General features: G+C 42.3%; 20 protein-coding genes and 1 pseudogene. 12 read left to right on the forward strand and 9 right to left on the reverse strand.

Annotated elements, in window-relative coordinates; all coding sequences use genetic code 11:
• Positions 1-9 precede the first annotated feature (9 nt).
• The 8 genes from FGL37_RS20645 (at position 10) to FGL37_RS20680 (ending at position 8,777) form a co-directional block, all read left to right on the forward strand.
• A complete protein-coding gene (locus FGL37_RS20645) occupies positions 10-1,467 on the forward strand; it encodes a RagB/SusD family nutrient uptake outer membrane protein (protein ID WP_028069676.1) in 1,458 nt (485 codons plus the stop codon).
• A 68-nt stretch (positions 1,468-1,535) separates the two neighbouring features.
• Positions 1,536-2,216, forward strand: a complete 681-nt coding sequence (locus FGL37_RS20650; protein ID WP_028069677.1) for a FadR/GntR family transcriptional regulator — start codon at positions 1,536-1,538, stop codon at positions 2,214-2,216.
• A 52-nt stretch (positions 2,217-2,268) separates the two neighbouring features.
• Positions 2,269-3,915: a sialidase family protein gene (locus FGL37_RS20655; RefSeq protein ID WP_028069678.1), complete on the forward strand. Its 1,647-nt coding sequence runs from the start codon at positions 2,269-2,271 to the stop codon at positions 3,913-3,915.
• Positions 3,916-3,936: 21 nt separating this feature from the next.
• Complete coding sequence (locus FGL37_RS20660; protein ID WP_037533036.1) at positions 3,937-4,860, forward strand: dihydrodipicolinate synthase family protein; 924 nt, start codon at positions 3,937-3,939, stop codon at positions 4,858-4,860.
• Positions 4,841-5,938 (forward strand): hypothetical protein, encoded by a 1,098-nt coding sequence (locus FGL37_RS20665; protein WP_051606777.1) that lies wholly within the window; start codon positions 4,841-4,843, stop codon positions 5,936-5,938. The genes FGL37_RS20660 and FGL37_RS20665 overlap by 20 nt, the downstream gene beginning before the upstream one ends.
• Positions 5,939-5,984: 46 nt before the next feature.
• Positions 5,985-7,217: an MFS transporter gene (locus FGL37_RS20670; RefSeq protein ID WP_028069679.1), complete on the forward strand. Its 1,233-nt coding sequence runs from the start codon at positions 5,985-5,987 to the stop codon at positions 7,215-7,217.
• A gap of 589 nt (positions 7,218-7,806) precedes the next feature.
• Positions 7,807-8,049 (forward strand): hypothetical protein, encoded by a 243-nt coding sequence (locus tag FGL37_RS20675; protein WP_028069680.1) that lies wholly within the window; start codon positions 7,807-7,809, stop codon positions 8,047-8,049.
• Positions 8,028-8,777: an ATPase gene (locus FGL37_RS20680; RefSeq protein ID WP_028069681.1), complete on the forward strand. Its 750-nt coding sequence runs from the start codon at positions 8,028-8,030 to the stop codon at positions 8,775-8,777. Before FGL37_RS20675 ends, FGL37_RS20680 begins: the two co-directional genes overlap by 22 nt.
• Before the next feature lie 134 nt (positions 8,778-8,911).
• On the opposite strand, the gene FGL37_RS20685 is transcribed toward FGL37_RS20680, so the two are convergent.
• Entirely contained in the window at positions 8,912-9,409 is a 498-nt protein-coding gene (locus tag FGL37_RS20685) for a hypothetical protein (RefSeq protein ID WP_028069682.1), read from the reverse strand.
• Between the two features lie 470 nt (positions 9,410-9,879).
• On the opposite strand from FGL37_RS20685, the gene FGL37_RS20690 reads away from it, so the two are divergent.
• Entirely contained in the window at positions 9,880-12,609 is a 2,730-nt protein-coding gene (locus FGL37_RS20690; RefSeq protein WP_028069683.1) for a DEAD/DEAH box helicase family protein, read from the forward strand.
• Positions 12,610-13,101: 492 nt separating this feature from the next.
• Here the strand turns inward: FGL37_RS20690 and FGL37_RS20695 are convergent, their stop codons facing one another.
• The 5 genes and pseudogenes from FGL37_RS20695 to FGL37_RS20715 all read right to left on the reverse strand — a co-directional run bounded on the left by FGL37_RS20695 (position 13,102) and on the right by FGL37_RS20715 (position 15,305).
• Positions 13,102-13,284, reverse strand: a complete 183-nt coding sequence (locus FGL37_RS20695; protein ID WP_028069684.1) for a DUF8506 family protein — start codon at positions 13,282-13,284, stop codon at positions 13,102-13,104.
• The gene (locus FGL37_RS20700; RefSeq protein ID WP_028069685.1) at positions 13,274-13,852 is read right to left on the reverse strand and encodes an ATPase; all 579 of its coding nucleotides are present in this window, start codon (positions 13,850-13,852) and stop codon (positions 13,274-13,276) included. Before FGL37_RS20700 ends, FGL37_RS20695 begins: the two co-directional genes overlap by 11 nt.
• A 101-nt stretch (positions 13,853-13,953) precedes the next feature.
• Positions 13,954-14,055: pseudogene (locus tag FGL37_RS26210) on the reverse strand (transposase); the annotation flags it as partial.
• 342 nt (positions 14,056-14,397) lie between these two features.
• The gene (locus FGL37_RS20710; RefSeq protein ID WP_197734491.1) at positions 14,398-14,970 is read right to left on the reverse strand and encodes a metallophosphoesterase; all 573 of its coding nucleotides are present in this window, start codon (positions 14,968-14,970) and stop codon (positions 14,398-14,400) included.
• Positions 14,967-15,305, reverse strand: coding sequence for an energy transducer TonB (locus FGL37_RS20715; protein ID WP_037533039.1), 339 nt, complete (start codon positions 15,303-15,305; stop codon positions 14,967-14,969). Before FGL37_RS20715 ends, FGL37_RS20710 begins: the two co-directional genes overlap by 4 nt.
• 736 nt (positions 15,306-16,041) lie before the next feature.
• On the opposite strand from FGL37_RS20715, the gene FGL37_RS20725 reads away from it, so the two are divergent.
• The 3 genes from FGL37_RS20725 to FGL37_RS20735 all read left to right on the forward strand — a co-directional run bounded on the left by FGL37_RS20725 (position 16,042) and on the right by FGL37_RS20735 (position 18,959).
• Entirely contained in the window at positions 16,042-16,878 is an 837-nt protein-coding gene (locus FGL37_RS20725; protein ID WP_028069689.1) for an SDR family NAD(P)-dependent oxidoreductase, read from the forward strand.
• A gap of 93 nt (positions 16,879-16,971) precedes the next feature.
• The gene (locus tag FGL37_RS20730; protein ID WP_028069690.1) at positions 16,972-17,922 is read left to right on the forward strand and encodes a helix-turn-helix domain-containing protein; all 951 of its coding nucleotides are present in this window, start codon (positions 16,972-16,974) and stop codon (positions 17,920-17,922) included.
• A 380-nt stretch (positions 17,923-18,302) separates the two neighbouring features.
• Positions 18,303-18,959: a CPBP family intramembrane glutamic endopeptidase gene (locus FGL37_RS20735; RefSeq protein WP_028069691.1), complete on the forward strand. Its 657-nt coding sequence runs from the start codon at positions 18,303-18,305 to the stop codon at positions 18,957-18,959.
• Between the two features lie 36 nt (positions 18,960-18,995).
• Here the strand turns inward: FGL37_RS20735 and FGL37_RS20740 are convergent, their stop codons facing one another.
• From FGL37_RS20740 to FGL37_RS20750, 3 genes are all read right to left on the reverse strand, one after another.
• Entirely contained in the window at positions 18,996-19,538 is a 543-nt protein-coding gene (locus tag FGL37_RS20740) for an HAD family hydrolase (RefSeq protein WP_037533042.1), read from the reverse strand.
• 197 nt (positions 19,539-19,735) lie between these two features.
• A complete protein-coding gene (locus FGL37_RS20745) occupies positions 19,736-20,515 on the reverse strand; it encodes a DUF4241 domain-containing protein (protein ID WP_051606779.1) in 780 nt (259 codons plus the stop codon).
• 51 nt (positions 20,516-20,566) lie between these two features.
• Complete coding sequence (locus FGL37_RS20750) at positions 20,567-20,974, reverse strand: GNAT family N-acetyltransferase (RefSeq protein WP_028069694.1); 408 nt, start codon at positions 20,972-20,974, stop codon at positions 20,567-20,569.
• Positions 20,975-21,049 lie beyond the last annotated feature (75 nt).

Here is a 21,049-nt window from a genome sequence, read left to right on the forward strand (position 1 = left end):
GAAATGAAAATGAAGACAAAAAGATTATTATACGGAGCGATGATATCCTTCGGCCTGCTATCAGCTGTGGCCTGTTCGGACAGACTGGATGTAGACCTAAAAGCCGCCATCAATGCCAATTCGATGTGGCAGGACGAAAGCGATGCCCAAGCCGCCGTAACAGGAGCCTACGTGCGCATGCGTAATACCTTCGCGACAGCTTATATTTTCTGGGGCGAATATCGCACCGCTTATTGGGGGCCCGGTCTCGAAACCAACGCAAACTACAGTACAGCTTTCTTAAATCAGCTCAACAGCACCCATACTCATGCCAACTGGAATAATTTATATACCACGATCAACGACTGCAACCTGATCCTCAAGCATGTGCCAGAAATCAGTTTTGCTACACCCGAAAAGAAGAATGAATACCTGGCACAGGCATATTTTATCCGCGCATTCTGCTATTACTGGATCGGCCGGATCTGGGGCGATGCTCCGGTGCTGACCGCAGGCTTTGAGTCGCCCAATCAGGAGGACCTATATCCCTCACGCCAGCCTGTTCAGGCTGTATTCCAGCTGGTCAAACAGGATCTGGACCGGGCAGAGGAACTGATGCCGGCGACAGCAACCAGAGCGCAGTATGGCAATCTGGACGCCATCCGTTTGCTCAAAACGGATTATTACCTGTGGATGGCAAAACAGCAGAATGGGGGCACAGCCGCTCTGAACCTGGCGAAACAGTCGGTTGATAAAGTGTTGACAGGCAAGCATGCCCTGATGCAGAAATTTGCAGATGTCTTTACCACGGAATTAAATCCCGAACTGATCTTTTGCTGGCGTATGACACAGGATGAATTTACGGGCGGATATCCTTCGGACTTTCTGGTTCCGATCCAATATATTTCACCGGGCCTGGTTGAAAACCCCATTAAGGTCGGCTCGCATCAGCAGTGGATCTTTCTGACGAATAATTACAAAACATTTTTGACGGAAAATGCCGCCGACACGAGGGCAAAAGTTAGTTTTGATACGGCCTTCGACAAAGATAAAAATCTGACCTTCCAATGGATCAATAAATATGCAGGCAAATGGGTCAATGGCACACGGATCTTTGAGTCGGACCTGGTTGTCTACCGCTATGCGGATGCCCTGTTGTTCAGCGCCGAAATCGAAAACGCGCTGGGGAATGAGCAGCTCGCCGTGCAGCAGCTCAACAAGATTGCAAAACGGGCCTATGGAATGGACAATTTTTATGCAGCCGGACTGCCGGCCGATGCGATCAATACTGCCATACTCAGCGAACGGAAAAAGGAATTTGTAGCCGAAGGCAAACTTTGGTGGGACCTGATCCGGCTGGGTGTCGTATTCAACGAGGTGGAGAGCCTGAAAAATCAGCAGTCCAAAAAGAATATCCTTTTATGGCCTGTACATGACAGCTCGATCAACACCAATCCCAATATCAAACAGACCGAGGGTTACAATTAATGCACTTGGATTGCTATTCTTTTTTTGTTAATTTGTAGAACATAATAAATGATTTATTTGCTTAGTATATGATAAACGACCTCACTCCAATAGCGACGAGTACCCGCGCTGACATAGTTGAAATACGCATAAGAGAATATCTTTCCAACAAGAAATTAAAAACGGGCGACACGCTGCCGACAGAACTGGAGCTTGCCGAGGCACTCGACGTCAGCCGCAACGTGCTACGTGAAGCCCTGAGCCGCTTGCGCATGCTGGGCCTGATCGAAACCAAAAAGAAGCGCGGTATGGTGCTGTCCACACCGGATATCCTCGGTTCGTTTGAACGCGTACTGAATCCGCAGTTGATGGACGACGATACCATGAAGGATATCTTCGAACTGCGTCTGGTCCTCGAACTGGGCATGGCTGAACTGCTTTACCTGCGCAAGACAGATCAGGATATCGCCGAACTGGAGCAGATTGTCAAGAAAGATAAAAATGCCAATGCCGAGGAGTTTAGAATCAGCCAGGAAATTGCTTTTCATGGCAAACTTTATGAAATCACGGGCAATACCACCCTCAAACGGTTCCAGACCATGTTGATGCCGATCTTTGGCTTTGTGCTGAGCAAAAGCCACCATAGCATTAAGTCGGAAGTCACGCATAGCGATCTGCTGCAGATCCTTAAAAACGGTAACCGCGATTCTTTTTCAGATGCCATGCGCGAACATCTGCGTCCGCATCTTGAATTTCTGAAGGAGCGTTAGCCCCTTCTTTCTATTTTTTTAAATTTTTATGTAGTACATAAGTACCTAAAATATGCAAATAACCACAAAAATAAAAGACAGTCTGTTCACCCTCTTCCTGCTGCTGGCCGCTACGGCGGCAGTTGCACAGGTTCGGATTGCCGAGCGCCACTATACCTTACCGGTATTAGCGGATCAGCCGATCAATATTCTCAAACGGCTGGAATTTACAGCCGACAAGCAGCAGCAGGTTGAAGCGGAACTTACCGTAAAGACCGACGCACTGGCAGCGGAACAGCTGGATAGCCTAAGCTGCTGGTTTGCCGGTACAGACAGTACCCTGCTGACGCATACGCCGAGCGCCGCACATCAGCGCGTAGCTGCACAAAAATGGAAGGGGAGAACCGGAAAAATAAAGGTGTCGCTGAAACTGGAAAAAGGTGTCAACTACCTGTGGGTAACCGCCAAGGTTCATCCATTCAAAAAGCTGGATCAGACTTTTGAGGTAGCCATAACGAAGGCCTCCCTAGCGGGGCTACCGTCCCAATCCCAGCTTTCGGGCAAGTTTGCGCGCTACAGACCGGCTGTTGCCGTACGCCGGCAAGGTGCTGAGGGAGTCCATACCAGCCGTATTCCGGGGGTAATTACGGCCAGAGACGGCAGTCTGGTCGCGGTATACGATGCCCGCAGAGAGCTGGGCAGGGACCTGCAGGGTGACATCGATATCGGCGTATCACGCAGCCTGGATGGTGGCCGTAGCTGGCTGCCCATGGAGATTGCGATCGATATGGGCACATTCGGCGGGCTGCCGCAAAAATTCAACGGAGTCTCTGATCCCAATATCCTGCTCAACGAGCGAACCGGGACGATCTATGTTGCAGGACTGTGGATGCACGGTGTGCTGGACGAAACAGGCACTTGGTACCCCGGGGTCAAAGAAGGCCGCGAGATCCATAATCATCAATGGAAAAATAAGGGATCGCAGCCGGGTTTTGGGATCAAACAGACGTCCCAGTTTCTACTGGTAAAAAGCGAGGACAATGGCCTGAGCTGGTCCAAACCGGTCAATCTCACCCATCTGAAACGGGCGGAATGGTGGCTCTGGGCTCCAGCCCCCGGACATGGCATCAGCCTGCAGGACGGCACACTGCTGCTGCCAAGCCAGGGACGTGATGAGACAGGCAAGGCATTTTCCAATATCACCTACAGCAAGGATGGTGGCCAAACCTGGAAAACTTCCAATCCAGCACTCGCGGAATCCACAACGGAATGCATGGCCGTACAATTGGACAATGGGGACATTATGCTAAATATGCGGTCAAACTACAATGCCACCCACAAGGGCGATGACAATGGCCGTGCCATCGCCCTGACCAATGATCTGGGCGAAACATGGACCGAGCATCCCACTTCACACAAGGCGCTGATCGAACCGACCTGTATGGCCAGCATCCACAAACATGTCTATCAAACAGAAGGGAACAGCAGCTCTGTCTTGGTCTTCTGTAATCCCGATTCCAAATTTGTCCGCGCCAATATCACCCTCAAGGTCAGCAAGGACAACGGTGATTCCTGGCAGCCCAAAGTTCTGCTCGACGAAGGCAAGGGGCGGGGATACTCCTGCATTACTTCCGTGGATCAGCAGACACTCGGCGTGCTGTATGAAGGTAGCCAGGCGGATCTAATATTCCAGCAGATACCACTAAAAGAATTGTTATAATCTCAAATATTGCTAGATAAAATGAATAAAAAGCATAAAATAAAAGGCTTGATCGCCGCGGCATTTGCCAATTATGACCAAGCCGGAAATATCGACCTGGACGGTATTCCAGCCATGACGGAGCACCTTGTCCGACAGGGGCTGCGGGGGATATTTATCTGCGGAACCAACGGGGAGGGACCGAGTCTCTCCACGGCCGAGCGCATGGCAGTTGCCGAACGTTATATCAAGGCCATTGACGGGCGGGTCCTTTCTTTTGTCCATGTGGGGCATAGCTCCATTGCCGAAGCCAAACACCTGGCAGCACATGCCGAAAGCATCGGTGCTGATTATATTTCAGCGGTCTCGGCTTTCTATTTCAAGCCCTCATCCGTGGAAAATCTGGTCGATGCCATGGCCGCCATTGCGGCCGCGGCCCCCAATACACCTTTCTACTACTATCATATCCCTGCTGTCACAGGCCTGCAGATCGATATGCTCCACTTCCTGGCCTTGGCAGAGCAGAAAATCCCAACCTTCCAGGGGATCAAATATACAGCGGCCACCTTACATGAATACCAGGCCTGCCTACAATATAAAGAGGGCAAGTACGATATCCTGTTTGGTTACGATGAACTGCTCTTGCCAGCACTGGCAGTGGGAGCGACCGGTGCCATTGGCAGTACCTACAATTACGCTGCGCCCCTTTATCTGGAGGTAATCCGCCGGTTTGACGCTGGTGCCCATGAAGCGGCACGTAACCTGCATTTTGAAGCCGTGCAGATGGTGCAACTGCTGGTAAAATATGGGCCGATCCCAGTGCAGCGGGCTATTATGAAAAAGATCGGATTAGATCTGGGGCAGCCCCGGCTTCCATTGACGCTGTTGGATGAAGACAATGAGCAGCAGCTGCTTGCCGAATTGGAACATTCTAAATTCTTGGAGCATGTGGCATTATATCAGTAAACTTCTCTTATTTTATTTTTTGTTTATGGGATATCGTGATGGAATAGCACAGGCTCTGAGCAATCGGATGGTTTGGGATACAGCTGCTCAGGTCCCTGATCAGAGGGGGTATGCCGGGGCTTATGTTGGTCATGCACAAGGACATATGTACGCTTTGGGCGGAGCCAATTTTCCTTCGGGGATTCCACCTTGGGAAGGTGGGAAAAAGGTCTGGACCGACCGGATCTTTATCCTGAATAGCGACGGGTCTTCGCAGGAAGCCTCCTTTCAGCTGCCCCGTCCAATGGGTTACGGAGCCTATGCTTCGTATCAGGACTGTATCTATCTGGCGGGTGGGAGTGATCAGTCGGGCCATCTCCAGACCACCTACCGCCTTGAGCTTTCGGTGGATAGCGGCAGGTTCACACGCTTGCCAGATCTTCCTGCTCCGATCGCCAACTGTGCCTCGGTCCGGATCAAAAACTATTGGTATGTCCTCGGTGGCATCAATAGCCCTGATGCCCTGACGGCAAACAATAATTGCTGGCGGCTGGATCTCGATCATCCCGAAAAAGGCTGGACGGTATTGAGCGCCATCCCTGGTCCGGGACGCATGCTTGCTGTCGCGGGTAACGCCGACGGGGAGTTGCTGATACTTTCAGGTGTAACACTGATCAATGGTAAGCGGAAGTATCTGAAAGACGCCTATCTGCTGACAGCGGATGGAATGTGGCAGCAGTTGCCCGAGCTTGTCCATGCTGTCGCAGCGGCCCCCAGTCCCGCCGCCCTTGACGCCGGGGCGGGACAGCTCCTGATTTTCGGCGGTGATGACGGCACATTGGCTGCGGCAAGCCCAGTGGGGCATCCCGGCTTTTCAGACCGGATCCTGGCATACGATATCCGGCAGCGCAAATGGACCGATGCCGGTCAGATTCCTGTCCGCAAAAACAAGGGGCGAGGGGAGAGTCCGGCAACAGAGCTGCTGCCTCCGGTGACGACGGGGCTGCTGCAGCAGGATGATCAGATCCTTATCCCCATGGGTGAGGTGCGGCCCGGTGTGCGGACCAACCGTATATTAACGATCCATTTTAAACCTTGATACCCTAAACGATCGCAGTTAAAAGAACTTGTATAAACCTAAAATAATGATAAACACGACATCAAAACGTTATGCCTGGCTAATCGTCATCTTCCTGTGGGTGGTCGCCTTTCTAAATTATTTTGACCGCCTGTTGATGACTTCGATGCGGGATCCGATTCTCAGCGAATTTCAGTTAAACGATGCGCAGTTCGGCTTGCTGACGGCCGTCTTTTTATGGTGTTATGGCATTGTGAGTCCCTTTGGGGGCTATATGGCCGATCGGTACTCCCGCAGGAAAGTAATTCTTTTCTCGGTATTCGTCTGGTCTGCGGTTACGCTTTGGACGGGCTATGCGCGCTCATTTCCCGAATTATTGCTGACACGGGTGTTGATGGGCGTCAGCGAGGCCTGTTATATTCCTGCTGCCCTGGCATTGATCAGTGATTACCATAGTGGCCGTACGCGTTCCCTGGCCACGGGGCTACATATGTGCGGACTCTATACGGGAATGGCCATGGGCGGTCTGGGGGGATATATCGCCGAATATTGGGGCTGGCGCCAGGGATTTCATGTCTTTGGTCTTTTCGGTGTTGTGTACGCACTGCTACTGGCCTATACCTTACGCGACCGGGTTGTTCCTGCTGCACCGAACGAACCGGCACCAGAGCAGCGAGAGACGGTGCAGCTCAAAGCCATTTTGCAAAGCCTATTTCGCCTGCCTTCCTTTTATGTCATTATGATCTATTTTGCCGTTCTGGGCATGGCAAACTGGCTGATCAACGGTTGGCTTCCCACATTTCTGAAGGAACAGTTCAGCCTTGATCTCGGCCAGGCGGGCATTTCGGCCACCGGATATATGCAGATCGGCTCTTTTGCCGGTGTCGTTATGGGCGGTTTATTGGCGGACCGCTGGCAACGCCGGAATAAGCGCGCCCGGCTGTATGTGATCGTCCTGGGCTTTGCGCTGGGCGCCCCCTTTTTGTTCTTTATGGCCTGGACCCATGTTTTTACCTGGGCAATTCTCGCGATGCTTGTCTTCGGACTGGCACGCGGATTCAATGATGCCAATCTGATGCCGCTCTTACGGCAGGTGGCCGACAGCCGCTACAGCGCCACGGCCTATGGCTTCTTAAATTTTTTGAGCACCATTGTCGGCGGACTGATGGTTTACGTCGGGGGCGCCCTGAAAGATGCCGACGTGAGCCTGGCGATTACCTATCAGGTTGTGGCAATCGGGCTGCTGCTGGCTGCGCTGTCCCTGCTGCTGGTAAAAGTTAAAAACGATACGATACAATAAAATAAGAGCTATAGCCTTTCCCTGCACGAAATGAAAGCAAACAATAAACTCGGCAGGAGGGTAGGGTTTAAAAGCGACAAACTGCGTCTCGCTGGCGCATAAACAAAAAAAGATGAAAAAGAACGTAGGATTTATAATTGCCTGTTACTTGATAATCTGTACATCGCGGGCGAGGACCGTAAGTTTTACCCTGCCAGACATCAGCTGAGGGGGGCTCAGTTACTGGTATTCGCCGATCAGGTAAAGGTACCGAAGGCAGTGCGTTTTGGTTTTACCAACAGCGCTACACCCAATCTTTTCAATAGCAGAGGCCTGCCGGTATCACCATTCCGTACCGATGATTGGCCGGATTTTGAATAAGGGAAATGTAAGCACATAACATAGCATATTCTTAGCTGAATATTCAAATGGAGATTCCATAGAAAATATAGCAAAGGAATACCAGGAATCACTGAGATTTTATGTTTTTAATCCGACAAATGCATTTGGCAAAAATTTTATAATTTTGTTTTACGAGATTTGGCTCTAAATATATCTTATTCAAAACAAGTTGGTAAATATTTTGTATATTTAGATCAGGGAGGTTATTATGGCATCATTATTAAAATCAAGAGAAGAGCGCAAAAAGTTAAATCAAGCAGCAAAACAGGCTTCCGAAATTGCAAATAAGGAGAACAGAGCTTTAGATTTATCTATTCAGGTTGTAGAGAACGGATATGTCGTTGAAAAACGTGTAGATGGGACTCGTCAGATTATAAAAAAGATAGATCGGATTAAGAGTAAAGTGAAATTAAAAAAAGGTATTGTTTTATGCCTAGAGCCAAAAGGTTAAGAGTGTTTGCCGGTCCAAACGGTTCGGGTAAATCAACTTTATATAAACAAATCAGTAGCCAGTTTAATACTGGCTATTTTGTTAATTCAGATGAGATTGAACAGGAGATCAGTAAAGCAGGCTTTATAAATCTTAGTCGCTTTGGATTGAAGCTTACTCAGGAGGACTTGGAGCAATTTTTTGGCCGGGATCAATCAATAACTCTTTTAGAAAAGGCTGAAGCTTCTGGGCATTCGATATCTATTGCTATTCGCGAAAATATGATCGTGGACAAGTCAAAGGATACACATAGTTACCAAGCGTCGCTTATTACCTCTTTTATACGGTATCATTTACTCGAAAATGATATTAGTTATTCATTTGAGACAGTAATGAGTCATCCATCCAAACTGGGAGAAATTGAAGAAGCAAGTGAAAGAAAATTTAGAACCTATCTTTATTTTGTTTGCTTAGATGATCCATTGATTAATATTTCCCGGGTTGAAATTAGAAAAGAGAAAGGCGGCCATGGCGTGCCACAGGATAAAATTGTCCATAGATACTATCGTACACTGACCAATTTATTGCCTGCAATTAAAGCTTGCGAAAAAGCTTACTTATTTGATAACTCCGGAGAAACGATGGTTTTGATAGCGGAAGTATTGCACGGCGGGATCACCATTTTATTGCCGGAAAACAAGCTTCCAAATTGGTTTATAAAATACGTTGTCAATAAAATTAATGAATAGGCTTTCCTTATTATGGCTATTTGGCTTACTAAGCACAAGATTATCTTTTGAACTCTACGTGGTAGCAGAAACTATCTGTTAGCAGAACATAAAATGTCAAAGCCATAAAACTGAGATGAACAAATAGGGGAGCATTAATTCTCTTCATTATCTATATTACGTTTGTAGAATCTCAATGTCTTTATTGCTTTAAGAAGGTCCTTTTCTGTTTGTGTTTTCAGGTTTGAACCGTGGAGATTAAATCGGACTCTCGAAGAGTCTCCCCAGAGGCTGCCGATGTATATTCCAGTCGTACCTTTTCCGGATATTCTTGGGAATACGATTTTGGCACGTCTGTTATCAATGGTATCCCAGGATACATTTTGTTTTCTGTACAGGTCGGCATCAATATTCATTGACATGATATCTTTCACCACAATGAAATCGGAGGAGTCCAAGTTATTTTCTTCCATCATCTGTCGTGTGATAACCTGAATATTTGGCTCTGTCAGCGTATTTGAATACATACCCAGATCAAAGTAAAGCGTATCCGCGTTGTCTACAGCAATTGCGCCGACATAACTGTCGATTCCGTTTTGTTTGACCTCCTCCCATCTATAAGGAGCTTCAAGCGTAAATAGACCAAAATCCATTGTCTTGGTGCGAGATGGATCTTTGCACCCAATGGCAAGGATAAATTCCCTTTTTAAGACTTTTAATGGTTTTCCTCCCTTTTAAATGAGTACTTCAAGTCCGAATTCTCTACTTTAAAATGTCCTGTTTTGCGGGGGAAGGTCATCACTCCGACAGAATTGTCAAAAAATATTACGAACCGACAACAAATAAATCAATTAGTAACGTAACTTAGAAAAGTCCAATCTAGTTGTCGGAAAAATGGGGATACTTACAGGAGCACAACCAAAAATACCGACAAACTACCGGACGAAAAAGAACAGTGAAGCAAGAACATCACCTATACGCAAGCAGGGTTTTCGCGCTTCGTAGGTCAGTCAGGAAAGTAGTAAATTTGAAGTCCAGTTCCTCATAGGAAGGCTAGTACTTACATCGCTACCTGCGTATAGCTGGGAACTGTTAGGCATAAGTTTAATCAACATATTATACATTGACAGAATATCCTAAAGACATAAAATTCAAATACGGTTGGAGAAAATACCAACAGCGAGTGCTTGACGACTTACAAGACCACTTAACTGACGGTCATTTGCACGTAATTGCTCCCCCAGGTTCGGGTAAGACAGTTTTAGGACTTGAAGTTGCATTTCGACTAAACAAACCGACTTTAATTCTTGCCCCGACAATTGCAATACGTAACCAATGGATACAACGCTTTTGTGAACTATTCCTTCTAACCAACTTGGCACCCGAGTGGATTTCGAGAGACATTCGCAATCCAAAATTTATGACAGTTGTAACTTATCAAGGCCTTCACGCAGCTTGTAATAATTGCAGGATTAACGAAGAAGAACTTGAAAGCGACGAAGAAGAAACAGAAGAAGCAAATGGAAGTGGCAGAGCAACAAATCCCAATCTTGACAACATTGTAAGCGGACTAAAGGCACAAAATGTCAAGACCATTGTGGTGGACGAAGCACACCATTTAAAAAATGAATGGTGGCAAACGCTGACAAAAGTTAAAGAAAAATTAGACCCAATTATTGTTGGCTTGACAGCCACACCGCCTTATGACGTCACAGCCACAGAATGGCAGCGATACATTGACTTAAACGGACCTGTTGATACAGAAATTTCCGTCCCTGAATTGGTAATTGAAGGTGATTTATGCCCCCACCAAGATTACGCTTATTTCACACTCCCCACAGAGAAAGAAAATCAAAGCATTGTTGATTTCAGACAAAACATTGAAAAGCTTTTTCAGGAAATTAAAAGTGATGAAACAATCGTTCAGGCAATCGAACAACATCCAGTTTGGCAAAACCCGACAGAGCAGTTAGATTGGATTTACAACAACATTTCCTACTATTCAGCTTGTTTAATTTTTCTAAAAGCCAACGATAAAGAAATTCCCGAAAGACATCTTGAGGTAATCGGAGATAGGAAATTTGAAATTCCCAAACTCGATTACGAATGGATTGAAACGCTTTTGGACTTTTATCTGTATAAAGGAAAAGAACACTTTAAGACATTTGAAGGACATCAAGAAAATCTTGAAAACCGACTAAGAAGATACGGAGCAATTGAAAGAAGGCAAATCAATTTTTCGCATAACAAGAGAGTTACAGGATTTTTGACTTCAAGCATCAGCAAACTAAATGGCATCAAAGAAATTGTTGATTTTGAATACAACAGTTTAGGGAACAATTTGCGTTTAGTAATTCTTTCCGACTTCATCCGTAAAGAGTTTTATATCAACTCTCCTGACAACAATCTTGAACTAAATAAAATCGGTGTAATCCCAATCTTTGAAAAATTAAGAAGAGAAAACAAAGAGAACAAGAAAATTGCTGTTTTGACAGGTTCAATGATAATCATTCCTGTTAGTGCCTATCCTGCATTTGAAGCCAAAGCTGCACAATATGGGATTACGCAAATTAGTTCTAATCCTGTTCCTTTTGACAGCAATTACATTTTAATAAGTCAAACTGAGCAACTCAAACACGATATTGTTCACATAGTAACTCAAATCTTTCAACGTGGAGAAATTGAAGTTTTGATTGGCACAAAATCTTTGCTTGGTGAAGGTTGGGATGCTCCTGCAATCAACTCTTTAATCTTAGCAAGTTTTGTAGGTTCATATGTTCTTTCTAATCAAATGCGCGGAAGAGCCATTAGAACACAAAACGGAAATGGTGGCAAGACAGGAAATATTTGGCATTTAGTCTGTATTGACCCGACTTCACCCACAGGCGGTGATGATTTTGACTTACTAAAAAGACGCTTTAAAAGTTTCGTTGGTGTTTCATTCAAAGAAGAGCCCGGAATTGAAAATGGGATTGGCCGTTTAAATTTACCAGAAAATATTCATCATAAAGAAGAAGCCGAGAAAAAGAATATTGAAATGTTTTCTTATGCAGGAGACAGAGAAAGCCTGAAACAAAGATGGAAAACGGCACTTGAAACAGGTGTTACACTTATTGAAGAAATCAAAATCCCATTTCCTGAAGGCAAAGAATACAAAGCAGTCAAGTCAATGTATTTGAACAAGACAATTCGTAATCTTTTAGCGACTTTAGGTTCGGGTTTAGTTGGTTTCGGTTTGGAGAGTTTACAAGGACTTGGACGAGTAGCAAGGAACATTAAAACTACTCAAGACTTATATGTTATCCTCGCAATTTTCGCAGCTATTGGAATGGCTATTTTTGGCAGACTGACTTTTAAGACATTGAGATTGTATTTCAAATACCGTGACATTTCAAAGGACATTCGACAAATTGGAGACGCACTTTTGAACTCGTTGATTAAGGCAGGAGTAATTCGCACGGACAACTCAAAATTAAAAGTTGACACCTCTATTGACAACTGGGGGGCTGTTTATTGTCACTTAGAAGGTGGAACTACATTTGACAAATCAACATTTATTAACGCACTTCAAGAAATCATTGGTCCAATTGACAATCCAAGGTATGTGATTATTAGAAAGAATAGATTTATGCTTTTCGTTAAGCAAAAAGACTATCATTCTGTTCCTGAAATACTCGGGCGAAATAGAAATTTAGCTGAATATTTCCAAAGCCAATGGGAAAGACTTGTTGGAGCTTGCGAGTTGATTTTTACAAGGACAATTGAAGGAAGAAAGTTACTTTTGAAATCAAGAGTTAAATCCTTGGCAGCACAATTTGACAACAAAGTTGAACATATAAACAAATGGAGATAACAAGAAAACCAACGCCCAGCATGCGTTTGGTTCAACATTCCCGAAATCCGCCACTGCGGCATCATTATTAAAATCAAGAGAAGAGCGCAAAAAGTTAAATCAAGCAGCAAAACCGGCTTCCGAAATTGCGAATAAGGAGAACAGAGCTTAGATTTATCTATTCAGGTTGTAGAGAACGGATATGTCGTTGAAAAACGTGTAGATGGGCCTCGTCAGTGAAGCTTACTCAAGAGGACTTGGATTAATTTTTTGTCAGGAGCAATCAATAACTGCTTTTACAAAAGGCTGAAGCTTCTGGGCATCCGATATCTATTGCTATTCGCGAAAATATGATTGTGGACAAGTCGAAGGATACATAGCTACAAGCGTCGCTTATTACCTCTTTTACACGGTATCATTTACTCGAATATGGTATTAGTTATTCATTTGAGACAGCAATGAGTCATACATCCAAACTGGGAGAAATTGAAGAAGCAAGTGAAAGAAAAGAAACTATTTTGGTAAATTCATAAGTAGCTCCTTTGCAGGCACTTCTTGTATTTTACCATCAACCTTTACCACCAAGCTCTCACCCTTTGCTGCGCTTTCTTCTGCTAATTTTCGTAAAGCCTTTTGCACTCCTAAACGAATTCGTTCAGCAAGATTGATATTTTCAATATTTACCTTATCGTTCATTATGGTATTTAGATTTTAGTGTTGACCAAATTTCGCTATTTGCAACGAATTCTCCAAATTTATCACCCTGAGCAATTATTTCAGGTATTAAATCCATGTTGTCAAAGACCAACCAGCGATCACATATTGGAATATAAATGTTAAACAAGTTTTCTAAACCACGTTGATATCGTCTTTCTATTACATCAGAAGGAATATTGTGCCCTCCGTTTTCTACCCTTTTCTTTACACGTTGTATAGCCAGCAAAGGTGAGTCGAGCCAAAAGTAAAGTACTGTGACTGAATAGCCGATTTTTTGAGCATCTATTACTAAATTTCTATAGCTCCTAGTAGAAAGTGTTGTTTCAAATGCGAAATCAACTTTGGACTTTATTAATTCCGCTATACGTTCCAACATAATACGCCCAGCTGATACGGCTACACTTTGTGGGTTAAATGGAGAAATACCTGCGGCTATATTGTCAGCATTTACAAATTCTCGGCAATCTAAAATCTCTGGTAATACAGTATAACTCGCAGTTGTTTTTCCAGCTCCATTGCATCCCGAGATGATATAGATATTTGGCATATGATTTTTTTTGTCAAAATAAGGAAAATTGGCTGAATTATAAGACACCAGCTATCTTTTAAACTCATATCTGCATATTACTTGGGCCAGGTGTATTCTCCACTTACGGTAATACGCGATATTTCTGCGGCAGAGATCTCCATTGCATACATTTCGCATATAAAATCGCTTATCGCCCGTGTGCTCATTCCTTTGGCGTAGACCAAAATCCATTGTCTTTGTGCGAAAGGAATCTTGGCACCCAATAGCGAGGATAGTAAAGGCAGAAATATAGAATACTTTTATGAACTGTTTCATACTATGGCTTATGCATTGAATTTACAAAATCCGTTTGAAAAAGCACAAGACGTGGTCAATTTAAAAAAAGTGATTTATACTTCTATAACAAGATTATTTTTAAATCCATTATACGTTTCATTGATATAGCCGTGTGGATTGCATATTATTTCGGTGTTACCGATTTTATAATTTACAGGAGTATGTATATGGCCATGGATCCAGTAGGAGGGTTGATGCTTTATTATAAAGTCTTCCATATCTGAGACTTAGGCGGCGCTTATCGGATCGTCCAAATACTTCATCGGCAGGGATTGAATGCTCGACGCATGGTGCGTCAAGACGATATTACATTCCGCTGCACTATAGCTAAGACTTTCCTCCAGCCATTGCCTCGAAGTTTGATGGATTCTAAAGGTATCGATACTTCTCAATTTGGCATAATTGTCTCCTAATCTGATCTTCTTATAATCATTCATCCGGCTTTGGCATAGCGATCCATATGCGGCGGGATTGCCCTTTAAGGAAAAATCAGTCCAGAGTGTACAGCCATGGAAACAAACGTGGTCGATCTTCAAAGATTCATTTTCCAACACATGGATATTTGAGTTACTTGCTGCATCTTTGATTTTATATAATGTTTTCGGATACGCTCCCTTATAATATTCATGATTGCCCAGCACATAAATGATCGGTATATCCAATGAGAGTGATTTTAGCCAGCTGATCCCTTTTACTCCTAGATCAGTATCTCCAGCCAATACAAGTACATCTGCTAATTTCAGATTGAAATCGTTGTATCCAAATTCTCTGTGCAGATCGCTAACTATGTGGATTTTCATCTTTGTCTTTTTGTATCATTATCTAATTTTATCTCACCATTACTAAATGATAGGGGAAATGTATAGCCGCATTTTACCGCACTGCCATTTTGATATCCTGGTTTCCACGGACTTGATTTCCTAACCAATGATATTAACGTTTCACCAGTTTGATAACCAATATCTTTGGCTATCTGGAAATTACTGAGCTTACCATCTTCCCCAACCGTAAAAGTGATGATCAGTTTGCCGTTTACTTTTGCTTTCCTGGCTTCCATTGGAATCTTATAATTCTTAACAACCCAATTTTTAAATCCGTTAGTACCATAAGGTGGCTCAGGAAATACTTCGTTCATGTGAGGCGGAAGTTCCGCTATTGAGTCCGAAATAAGGGATTGTCCAAAAGCTTGCGATAACAGGCCTATTGATAAAATACATATAAATGATAACTTACGGATCGAGAAAATTCCCATAGTATTAATATATATAACTCAGTAGCTAATTTACATATCTATTTTGTATCAAGATACAAAATGATTAATCTAATTATAAGGCAGATATTGATTGATTATATTACGTTTATAAATGACTTCAAACATCAGTTTTCTCCAAATATGGAAGAATTTGAACAAAAAAGCGGTGGAAATCGTTCGGGATACATCAATGGATGCAATTACCAAAGTTTAGGGGATGCATCCCCTTTCAAAAACATGAAATATTTTTCTCAACTTTGTGGTACCCACACAGCCATTTGGATTTTCGGGAGTCCGAAAATCCAAATTCTAAAACTGGTGAAATAAAAAAGATGTGGAAGCAATATCCTAGAAAATCGGGGTGATTACTGTTTCTGCTCTTTATCATTTATGTATTCATACTTCTTCGATAATAAATATGGCTAAAAAAGCGGGATTTCAGTTTCTGACGCTGTGTTCCGGATAAATTATGAATTCCATATCTCTAATATTTGTTTTTTATAACGATTTGGTTTTAATAGTTTGTTTTTCTTCATTTTGGTTAGGATAATCCTCATTTTAGCAACGTAAGTATATCTATTTAGAACCAACTTTGCAGATATACTTTTACAGTTAAAACATGGAAAATAAACAGAAAGAAAAAGTTTGGTTCATTACAGGATCTTCAAGAGGTTTTGGAAAAATATGGACAGAAGCCGCTTTGAAACGAGGAGATAAAGTCGTTGCTACAGCACGCAATATCAATAGTATTGCCACATTAAAAGAAAAATATGGTGATCAGGTCTTGATTCTTGAAGTAGATGTAACCAATGCGTCACAAGTACAAAACGCTATTAACAAGGCCAACGAATATTTTGGAAGATTGGATATTGTGTTTAATAATGCCGGATATTCTTTGGTAGGAACCATCGAAGAGAGCAGCACCGATGAGGTAAAAGCCATGTACGAAACCAATATTATGGGACCTATCCATGTGATTCAGGCAGCATTACCTATACTGCGGGCCCAGGGGCATGGCCATATTTTGGGGACATCCAGCGCCGTTGGTATTTATAGTAATCCTCTTATTGGGTACTATTGTTCTTCAAAATTTGCGTTTGAAGCCATTTACGATAGTTTATCTAAAGAAGTTGCCGGATTTGGTATCAAAGTAACGCTGATTGAACCGGGAGCATATAGTACAGAATTTGGCAGTGCTGAATCGCTAAAAATAGCCAGCAAAAAACTAGCGGCTTATGATGATTTGAAAAGCAGTTTGATGGAAAATTTACAAAAACTGGAACGAGGAAATCCTTTAGCCACTTCCGAAGCTATATTTGCTGTTGTCGATGCTGAAAATCCGCCGTTGAGATTACTTTTGGGTAAAAACGATCTGCCACATATCCAACAAATCTATTCTGAACGCATCCAGGAATGGGAAACTTGGAAAACTATTTCAGAAGCAGCCCAAGGGTAATCCATCTAAGATATTTTTGACACGCTTTTATTCGCTTTTCTTTTTGTAATGAAAAGCGAATATTGCTTAACTTGTAATCTCGAATTTTATAACATGGTTTCAAAAAAATCGAATCATTCTGTAAAAAGATTTAATACGCTGGCTGACGTAATGGTGGCATCTGGTTTTCCACCCCCAAAGCATCCATTAATCGTTTTGTTGAACGGTGTAGACAAACCACTTAAAGGTCGAGCTCCTAACAAATGGCATGTATTGAACTATTATAAAATAGCTTTTAAACCGGATGCTGGAGGTAAATTAATGTATGGTCATACCAAATTTGATTTTAAAGAGGGTGGTTTGTTTTTTGTGGCTCCCCAGCAAGTTCTCTCATCTATTAAAGAAGATAAGCAAAAGGAAACTGAAGAACAAAAAATGCTTAGCCCACAGATTACACTGCTTATAGATCCTGATTTTTTACTGCAATATCCGCTAGCACAAAAGATCCATCAGTACCACTTTTTCTCTTATGCTACCAATGAAGCGTTGCACCTTTCGGACAAAGAAAAAGAAACCATTCTGTCACTTTTCAGAAATATAGAAGACGAACTTGAGAACCGTATAGACGAGATGAGTCATCATGTGATCATCTCCCAGATTGAACTTTTGCTAAATTATGCCCAACGATTTTATAACAGGCAGTTTCTGACCCGAAAACAAAACTATCCGAGTATAGCCGAGCGCATCGATCAATTGTTGGAGGATTATTTTAATAGCGATAAGGTGCTGAGTGGGGGAGTTCCTACCGTTAATTATCTCGCTGACCAGCTGCATATGTCAGCAAGTTATCTAAGTGATCTATTAAGAAATCTTATAGGGCAAAACACTCAACAAATCATTCATAATAAAATGATTTACCGTGCTAAAAATAAGCTATCTTCCACAGCTCTCAGTATTTCTGAAATTGCATTTGAATTGGGTTTTGAACAGCCTCAATCCTTTAGCAGATTATTTAAACTAAAAACCAAACAAAGCCCACAGCAATATAGAGCTCAATTCAATTAATTTTTACAATTGATTAAACTCACCGGTATTTTCACCTACTGCATCCATCTGCATTATGATAAAAAAATTCCAGTTTCCTGATCATTATGTAACACTGTTTTTATTAAATCCCAAATTTATGGCTGTAAAGTTTCAGCTTAATTATTAGCTTAGTATCATATGATTTTCTTTCTCGACATAGCATGGTGTCATGGTGCACGCTAATCAGCTAGGAAATTGATTCGGGAATACCACAGCAAGAATGTGAGATCTTGAATGAAAAGTTTTCGGAGTATCTTTCGATACAAAAATAATTTAAGAAGCATAATTTCTATAACTTTATTATAAGCTTTACTGCTGTTACAAAACTTAATTTAACAAAGGATTTTATTTTACCAGTGATGGAAAGAATGACAGTTTCAGCCATTGAAAATATTGGATTTATCATATTTCTTGTAGTATTTCCCCATTTCGTTCCTTTACCTTTTTATTCCTATGCTATTGTGTGTCTCACAGCAATCTACCTGATGCTGAGAAGAGATAAGAAGACATTTCGAGATATAGGGCTACTAAAAGAAAAGTTAACCTTCAAAGCATTTTTCTTAGGTGCAGTTACTGCAATAGTCTGGGTTGCCTTTATGCAATTAGTTTATATACCTACCATAAAATACTTTTTTCAAGTTCCAGAATATTCAGAATACAATTACATCAAAAGTAGTTTGGCAAGACTCGTGATAACTATCGCTGCAGCTTTGATAATTGGCGGGTTTTACGAAGAGGTCGTATTTCGAGGTTATATACAAAATGTGCTGGAGAATAGAATATTCAAAAGGTACCGTCCTATTGTCAGCGTGCTAATAGCAAGTGTGCTTTTTGGTCTTTATCATTTGCAACAAGACATCTTTGCTGTTGTTGCCGCAGCGATGGGCGGACTTTATTGGTCTATTTTGTATAAAAAGTCTGGCAATCTTTGGGCTGCAATATTTTCCCATGCATTATTTGATACTATTACCCTTATCCTTATCTATAAGAATGCATTGGGAGTTTTCTCCTTTTAAACCATTTCTGTGAACAGGATTATGTTCGCCTGCTATTCAAGACCTTACTTCATCCCTCCAACGCCTTTTGTCAATTCTCCTGACATTATCAACATTTTTAAATTTCTTCAAATAGGAAGCCAATAGGAGTAACTCATCATCGTTAGCGTTCCCTGTAAATTCAGGTATTCGGATCGCATTGCCATAGTTTAACATTGATTTTTCGGCAGTATCATCTATGATAAGCGTTCTTTCCAATAAGAAGCCTTTGCGTTTTACTTTGGATAACCTTTTAACGTAATAATACTCATCAGTCACACTCATCCGTTTTTTTGTCGTGCGAGATCGTCCCCAGACAAACTCAAAATTGACAGTGGCTGGTTTTATTTTATCAACGAGTTCTTGCACGTACTTATCATCCGCAGAGCTCCAAATGGCCAGTTTAAAATCCCCAGCCATCTCTGATAAAAAATAGGCTAAATTTGGACGGACATACACATAATACTGCCCTACAACAAAGTCTTCATGCTGTACCAACCTATCTTTTGTTGCGTACAACAATGTCTCGTCCAAATCCAATACTAAAAGAGCTTCTTTCATATTATTTATACAGATTCAGTTGCGGGATCTAACTTTAATATCCAAATTCCTCGAAGAATCCGACTCCAATAAAGATCAATGCTAAAACAATGAGGTAACCATATGTGAAAACTACAATCAGCAATCCAAGTAGGATTGTCAATAAACCTAGTATTTTCAAAGGTGAACTTATGAGTCGTTTCATTATTGGCTTCTTTTTAGTACTCCCCAACATTCCGCCACAGTACAATATCAAAGTCAGTCAACAGCTGACAAATTTTACCCTCACTGTCCCTTCCGATGTAAGTAGCATAAAAACCATCTCCATACCCCGTGGAGAAAAAGACGGCATTTTGATTCTGAAAGCTGTAATTTAAATAATGCTCGAATTCTTCGGAAAACATATTGTCCCAATTTTTATCGAGCAGCGTATTCAGACTATTCTTTGCGACTTGATCGACGAAAAGACCTAGTCCTGCATCTACTCCATATCCATATATTTCTTTGGATTTGAGGGGGATTGGCGCCTGTCCCGGTAATAACGCAAACTCCCATTTACGGATGGGCTTATCGGAGAATTTTACTCGTGCAAATGCGACCCTTCGATCGTTATTGGCATTGATATTTGCCATTGCCAATTCGACCGGAAACTCACCAACCGGAAAATTCTCACTAAAAGCTACCGCATCGCTTAACATAACAGGATCAGTAGCGATAATCTGGCCTGACGATATCTTTAGGTTTCCTACAGCTATCTTCTCAAAGGTTATTTCCGTGCCGAATTGGGCTACTTTTGTGCTGTTCACGAAACTTCCCTCGAATATCCGAGGGAATGCCAGCGACGTGTCCTTAATGGTTATTTTCGGTATGGTATCTGTTAGGTCAAATTCGTTTGTTGTTCGGAGGATGTCCTTAGTACTACTTGGAACTTTGTTTTTCGAAGTACATGAAAATAGTGCCACGGCCATCATACATATTGTTATTGATCTTTTATGCATAGGGAATGATTCTCCTTGTTTAATTCATGACTCTACCGAATGACCTATATTTTAATGATCACCACCAGAATAGATCCACATCGACTCTGTTTCTCCTGCTCTTTCAAAGCCGTTCTTTTTATAAAAGTCAATAGCCTTTCCGTCGGCGGTGAGCATCTGCATATGAAAACCCTTATAAATCTCTTGCATTTTATCCATAATCAAACGACCAATCCCTTTCCCTTGATAGGAGGGTAGTACTAGTAGATGAGGATAATATACCACGAGATACCCATCGGAAATGGCATTCCCTAGGCCTACCAATGTCGTACCATCCCACGCTGTAACCAGAGAATGCGAATTTGAGAGGGCTTTCATCAGTAATTCTGGTTTTTCGGCAGCACTCCATTTATTGGCTTGGTAAAGTTGCAGTATGTCATTTTCGTCCAAATCTCTGCTAAGGCTAATGGTTATGTTCATATATTATTCCGTGGTTTTCGTCAGTATATTTAAGTAAATGTTCTTCGTTCGTAAATATGCGAACATGTGAAATGG

Source organism: Sphingobacterium thalpophilum (assembly GCF_901482695.1).
Taxonomy (GTDB): Bacteria; Bacteroidota; Bacteroidia; order Sphingobacteriales; family Sphingobacteriaceae; genus Sphingobacterium; species Sphingobacterium thalpophilum.